Consider the following 6,133-nt stretch of genomic DNA (forward strand, 5'->3'; position numbering starts at 1 on the left):
GGCGCCTGGAGCTAGACCTCTATTTGAAAGTGTTATTGAGCAGCATCCTTTAATGCTTCTTTTGGATCCACTTGAGTGCTTGGGTTGAAGATCGATTCAAATACATAGTTTAGATTGTCAGATACTTGGCTCCAGTCCTCAACGATGAAGGATGCAGGCGTGAATCCGTCACTCTTTTCAAGCATTGAATAGAACACACTCTTAATTTCGTCTTGCTCTAGCTTTTCGCTTTCAACTACAGATTTTAGAACAGGTAGCTCAAAACCGATTCTTTCTTTGTTTGCTTCTTCGTTTGTCCAGAATTTAATGAATTCAAATGCTTCATCTTTGTGCTTTGAGTTTTTAGAGATTGAAACACCTGAAGAACTTAAAATACTTACGCTTTTTCCATCTTTGAATGTTGGTAGTTCAACAACACCGTAATCAATTCCAGCTTCTTTTAATGGAGTTAGTCCCCATGCACCGTATACGAACATTGCAACTTTACCTGATTTCATTTCTGTTGCACCAGAACCTTCAGTAGTGATAGCATAGCCATCTTTCGCCATGTTCTGGAACATGTCAAACACTTCTACTGATTCTTTTGAATCAAGATTTCCTTTTAGGTTACCTTCTTCGTCAACATAAGATGCGTTGTTGCCCCATAAGAACATTTCGAAATCATATGGGTCAGGCTTTCCAGAAAAAGCAAATCCGGATACTTTCGATTCTTTGTTTGTTAGTTTCTTAGCAGTTTCTTGAAGGTCTTCCCAAGTCCAGCCTGCTTGTGGATAGTCAACACCTGCTTCGTCAAATAAAGCTTTGTTGTAATAAACAACATGTGTTGTGTAGCCAACTGGTAATCCAAGAACTTGTCCATCTGCAGAGTTATAGTTCCAAAGAGTTTCATAGAAATTGTCTTTGTACTCCGCACCTTCTTTTTCAAGGTAAGAATCAAGTGGCTCTAATGCATCTTTGTATGTTGGGTAGTTCCACATGTACATAATGTCTGGTGCATCCTTCGCACCCATACCTGCTGTAATTTTTGTATCATACTCACTTCCGTAAGCTTCTAAAACAACTTCAATATTTTCGTGAGATTCATTGAACTTATCAATCATGTCTTGCTGCAGGTCAACATCGTCCCCTACATCCCATGTAGCAAAGCGAAGTTTTACTTTACCATCCTTGGTAGTGTCGTTACCGCTTTCACTAGATGTCGAGCTACAACCTGCTAAAAGCAACATTGCTGCAATAAATAATAAAAATATAGATTTGAATTTTACTAGCTTCATAATTGCTCCTCCTTTTTATAAGACACCCTCATTATATTCGGAATTTTACTAAATGTAAACGGTTTTATTTTATATTTTACTAAATATTTAGCAAGAATAATTTGGGGTTACTTTTATTATGGTAGGGTTTTACAGTTTTTGAAGCGTTTAGTAAATAAAGGGATTCGGGATTTATAGTGGGGGTAAAGAATGGTTTGCGTGTGGTGAATTTTAGTAAAAACGGCATTACATTGGGTGGGTCACTCTAGACAGGTTCCTTGTCCCAAGAGATATGTGCGCGGGTGGGTGCTTATGAAAGACGTTTTGACTCAGGTTTTAGCTCGGAGTGGTCTTCATCGGGTTCATGAAGACCTTTTTGTACGGGATTTTCACTTGGAATGGTTTTCATCGGGCACATGAAGACCTTTTGTTACGAGATTTCCGCTCGGAATGGTTTTCATGCTTACACACACCTAAATTCATCAAACACCAAAATGCCGATTCCCCTTTTTTCATCTGGAAAATCGACTCTCTTTTTCACGCAAGAAAGAGTCCACCATCCTAATTGCGACAATGGATCTCTGCCTCCTATATCCTATCTGTAAGAAAGGTATCCAGTTTTTTTATAACGTCACTGCTAACATGTGATTCAATTTTTTTGACTTCCTCTTCGATTTTCTCATCTTCCACTTCGATGAATTGAAAGAAACGGGAGAGGACCTCGTGATTTAGTGCTAATTGCGAAGCCAAATGATTTCCTTTTTCTGTGAGAGTGAGAATCCCATATCGCTGAAATTCGACGAGTCCGTCCTCCTTTAGCTTCTTTGCCATTTTCGAAGCGGAGGGAACAGTAACATTCAATGACTTAGCTAATTGAGATACGCGTGCAAAACCTTCTTCATTTAAATTTGCATATATTTCTAAAAGATATTTTTCCCGATTAGCGGACGTCACAATTCAACACCACCTTTTCAATCATCTGATTCATTTGTAGAGCTACCGATAATTTGTTGAAACTCCTCCTGATCAATGATCCCAAAAGCTTTTAGAACAATGGAGTACTTAAGAATTTTAGAATTAATCCTTGCACTTCTTTTCACGTTCCCACCGCCTTTTCTATTACTATTGCCCAAGATGAGATGTTTCTCTTGCTGGGCGTATCCAATTTGAAAGCATTCCATGTCGAGGTGAGATGATAAAGCTAATTAAAAAGATGATTCCTGTGGCAAAAGCCATTGAACCAGAGATCGATGAATCAATCCAGAGTGCAAAATAATACCCGACCACTGCAGATATCACCCCAAAGGCTGCACTTAGAAAAAGCATTACAAGCAGTTTGTCGGTCCAGAGATAGGCAGCCGCAGCAGGAGCAATCAGCATTGCAACGACCATAATGGCACCAACTGCATCGAATGAAGCTACTGTCGTAACCGAAACTAGTGTCATAAATAGATAATGCAACCCAAGTACTGGAATTCCGATACTTGCCGCAAGTGCTGGATCAAAGGTTGTTAGTTTCCATTCTTTATAAAAAAGACCGATTACCACAACGACCACGAATAATACAATGACTAGCATGAGCGTTGCTAAAGGTATGCTGCCAAACAACGGGACTTCAACCGTATTCCAAGGAACAAATGAGATTTCCCCCATTAATGCATGTTGAACATCCAAGTGAGCATTTCCTACTTTTGTAGCAATCAGAATAACCCCGATTGCAAAGAGTGTTGTAAAAACCACTCCTATGGAAGCATCCTGACCGACTCCCCTTGAATGGAACCACTGCACAAAATACGTCGTGATAATTCCGGCTACGGCAGCACCGATGAGCATGTGGATTCCACTTAAACTATGAGTAATCAAGTAAGCTACGACAATACCAAGTAAGACTGTATGACTTATTGCATCTGCCATCATCGCCATTTTACGGAGGATCAGGAACACCCCAACAATTCCACAAGAAATCCCAACTAAAGACGCGGTTAATAAAATCCATGCTGTATAACTCATTGTTTTCCCTCCTTTACAAAGGTATTGGAAATCGGAAGTTCTTTTACTTCCTTCTTTTTATCTCGTAGCATGATAGATTCAACGACTAATCCTTTTTTGATTCCAAAAAACAAGGATAATAGAAAAATAGATCCTGAGGTTACGACAATAAATGGGCCTGTCGGCAAACTGGATCCTAATGCACTTATCGTCGTTCCAACAGCGCCTGAAATGCCTCCGAAAATTCCTGATAACCACATCATGATTTTAAAAGAATTCGTCCAGTATCGTGCACTCACAGGAGGTATGATGATTAGGGCGGACATCAAAATCACACCAACAGCCTGAATCCCTACCACAACCGTAACGACAAGGAGCATTAAATAGATAAAATTCATTCCTTTTATCGAGAGGCTTAGCCCCTTTGCAAATTGGGGGTCAAAGAGGAATAATTTCCACTCTTTAAAGCCAATGATGACAATCAAGATGACGGCTACGGCTAGGATTGACATTGTCATGACATCTGACGAAACCATGGAGGCCGCCTGACCAAAGATAAAATTGTTCAACCCCGCTTGATTTCCTTCACTACTCTGATTCACAAGTGTAAGAAGGACAATTCCTCCACCGAAAAATACCGCTAAAATCATCCCCATCGCTGTATCTTCCGTTATCCGAGTATTTGATTTTATAAACATGATGCAGAATGCACCAACTAGCGCACTAATAGCAGCACCTATAATTAGTACATGCAAATCCTTTACTTGAAAAATAACAAACGCGATCACCACCCCGGGAAGGGCTGCATGTGATAGAGCATCACTCATAAGGCTTTGTTTTTTCCAATAAGCCAAGCAACCAACCAAACCAGCAGCTACACCAAGAAGCAGTGTGCTAAATAATACCCACTGAAAATTACTTGAGAGTAGAATTGACAATGCCACTCCCCCCTTTTAGCCAACGAACTGCTCCACCGTAGGCTTTTTCAATGTTATTTGTAGTGAAGGTTGAAGAAACGTCACCATGTGCAATAACGGTACGATTTAAAAATAAGACTTGATCAAAATAGTCTTCAACGGTCTGAAGATCATGGTGGACAACAAGTACGGTTCTGCCTTCATTTTTTAATTCCTTTAATATGGTCATGATTGCACGCTCTGTCGCTGCATCGACACCAGCAAGCGGTTCATCCATGAAGTACAAATCTGCATCTTGAATTAGTGCTCTCGCTAAGAAGACCCGCTGCTGTTGCCCACCCGACAATTCACTAATTTGGCGGTTTGCATAATCAGCCATCCCTACTTTATCCAACGCCACAAGAGCTTTCTCTCGATGGAGCTTATTTGGCCACTTTACCCATCCTATTTGGCCATACATCCCCATCATCACCACATCCAATGCATCTGTGGGAAAATCCCAATCCACAGACCCGCGTTGTGGCACATAGCCAATCCTTGCTTTTACCTTTTTTAACGATTGGCTAAAAAAAGATGTCGTACCTGATATACATGGATGTAGATCTAGCAATACTTTGATTAAGGTGGACTTTCCTGCGCCATTTGGTCCAACAATACTTGTAAGTGACCCTTGTTTGATTGAAAATGAAACATCATGAAGAACTGTATTTTTACGATAAGCGGCACTAAGCCCCTCTACATGTAGAACGTCCATTATTTAACACTCCTTGTTAGTCCATCATATATGGTATTTACATTGTGACGGTACATCCCTAAATAGGTGCCTTCCTCGGTTCCAGCTTTACCCATTGCATCCGAGAAAAGCTCACCACCCAATGTGATGTCTTGGCCTTTTTTAGCAGCACCTTCAATCACTGCTTTGATTGAATTTTGGTTGATGCTGCTTTCTACAAACACGGATGGCACATTTTTTTCAAGCAATAAATCAACTGTTGATTGAATGTCAGATAACCCAACCTCATCCTCTGTACTTAATCCTTGAAGACCGACAACCTCAATGTCATACATGCGTCCGAAATACCCAAATGCATCATGGGCTGTTACAAGGACACGCTGTTCTTTTGGAATACTCGCGAGCTTCTTAGACGCCTCTGCCTTTAATTCATCTATTTTTGCGAAATACTTTTGTTTGTTTTCTTCAAAATAGACGGCATCTTCAGGAGAATACTGTTTTAATCTTTGCGTTGCACTTGCTAATCCATCCTTCCAAATGTCGAGGTCAAACCAAATATGTGGGTCGATTGCGCCCCCTTCGTCTGCTAATAATCGGTCCTCATCTATTGACTCTCCTATCGCAAATGTTGGTTTTGTTTCTTTTAATTTCTCGAAGATTTCTCCCATCCTTCCTTCAAGATGGAGACCACTGTAAAAAATAATATCTGCATGTTGGAGCGTTGTAATATCACCTTGTGTCGCTTGATACAAATGTGGATCTACTCCTGGTCCCATAAGGCTTGTTACTTTTATACGGTCACCGCCTATGAGCTGCATTGGCTCACCAATCTGTGCAATTGTCGTGACAACATGAATGGTATCTTCTTGATCCTTTCCATCCGTTTGAGTTGTGGATTTAGCACACCCCATTAAAGACACGATCATTGCTAATCCTAAAATAATAAATCTGAAAACCGTTTTACCATTTATCATTTTAATTCCTCCTTGCGCTAGTGAATAAATGTTTCTTTAGGGCAACTTTTTAGGTAAAAAAAATTGAGTGTTTTACTGGGGGCTAAATTGTTTCCTTAAGGAAAGATTAATTCCTATATGCAAGTCCTGTCAAGTACTTTTTTAAAAATATTCCAATTTTTTCTTTTTTCAGCTGGTGAATGGGGATGATCGGGTTATGAAGACCTTTCCGAACGGGATTTTTGCTCGAAGTGGTCTTCATACCTCTTATGAAGACCTTTCCGAACG

At 40.2% G+C, this 6,133-nt stretch carries 7 protein-coding genes; all 7 read right to left on the reverse strand.

What is annotated here, in order from left to right:
* Positions 1-32 precede the first annotated feature (32 nt).
* The 7 genes from V7147_RS08260 to V7147_RS08290 all read right to left on the reverse strand — a co-directional run bounded on the left by V7147_RS08260 (position 33) and on the right by V7147_RS08290 (position 5,866).
* The gene (locus V7147_RS08260) at positions 33-1,274 is read right to left on the reverse strand and encodes a sugar ABC transporter substrate-binding protein (RefSeq protein ID WP_335367374.1); all 1,242 of its coding nucleotides are present in this window, start codon (positions 1,272-1,274) and stop codon (positions 33-35) included.
* 567 nt (positions 1,275-1,841) lie between these two features.
* Positions 1,842-2,207 (reverse strand): metal-dependent transcriptional regulator, encoded by a 366-nt coding sequence (locus V7147_RS08265; RefSeq protein ID WP_335367375.1) that lies wholly within the window; start codon positions 2,205-2,207, stop codon positions 1,842-1,844.
* Between the two features lie 17 nt (positions 2,208-2,224).
* Positions 2,225-2,353, reverse strand: coding sequence for a hypothetical protein (locus V7147_RS08270; RefSeq protein ID WP_335367376.1), 129 nt, complete (start codon positions 2,351-2,353; stop codon positions 2,225-2,227).
* 22 nt (positions 2,354-2,375) lie between these two features.
* Positions 2,376-3,263: a metal ABC transporter permease gene (locus tag V7147_RS08275; RefSeq protein WP_335367377.1), complete on the reverse strand. Its 888-nt coding sequence runs from the start codon at positions 3,261-3,263 to the stop codon at positions 2,376-2,378.
* On the reverse strand, positions 3,260-4,180 hold the full coding sequence (locus V7147_RS08280) for a metal ABC transporter permease (protein WP_335367378.1): 921 nt from the start codon (positions 4,178-4,180) through the stop codon (positions 3,260-3,262). Before V7147_RS08280 ends, V7147_RS08275 begins: the two co-directional genes overlap by 4 nt.
* A complete protein-coding gene (locus V7147_RS08285) occupies positions 4,158-4,913 on the reverse strand; it encodes a metal ABC transporter ATP-binding protein (protein WP_335367379.1) in 756 nt (251 codons plus the stop codon). Before V7147_RS08285 ends, V7147_RS08280 begins: the two co-directional genes overlap by 23 nt.
* The gene (locus V7147_RS08290) at positions 4,913-5,866 is read right to left on the reverse strand and encodes a metal ABC transporter solute-binding protein, Zn/Mn family (protein ID WP_335367380.1); all 954 of its coding nucleotides are present in this window, start codon (positions 5,864-5,866) and stop codon (positions 4,913-4,915) included. Before V7147_RS08290 ends, V7147_RS08285 begins: the two co-directional genes overlap by 1 nt.
* Between the last annotated feature and the right edge of the window lie 267 nt (positions 5,867-6,133).

This window comes from Bacillus sp. JJ1521, assembly GCF_036965165.1.
Classification (GTDB): Bacteria; Bacillota; Bacilli; order Bacillales; family Bacillaceae_L; genus Ferdinandcohnia.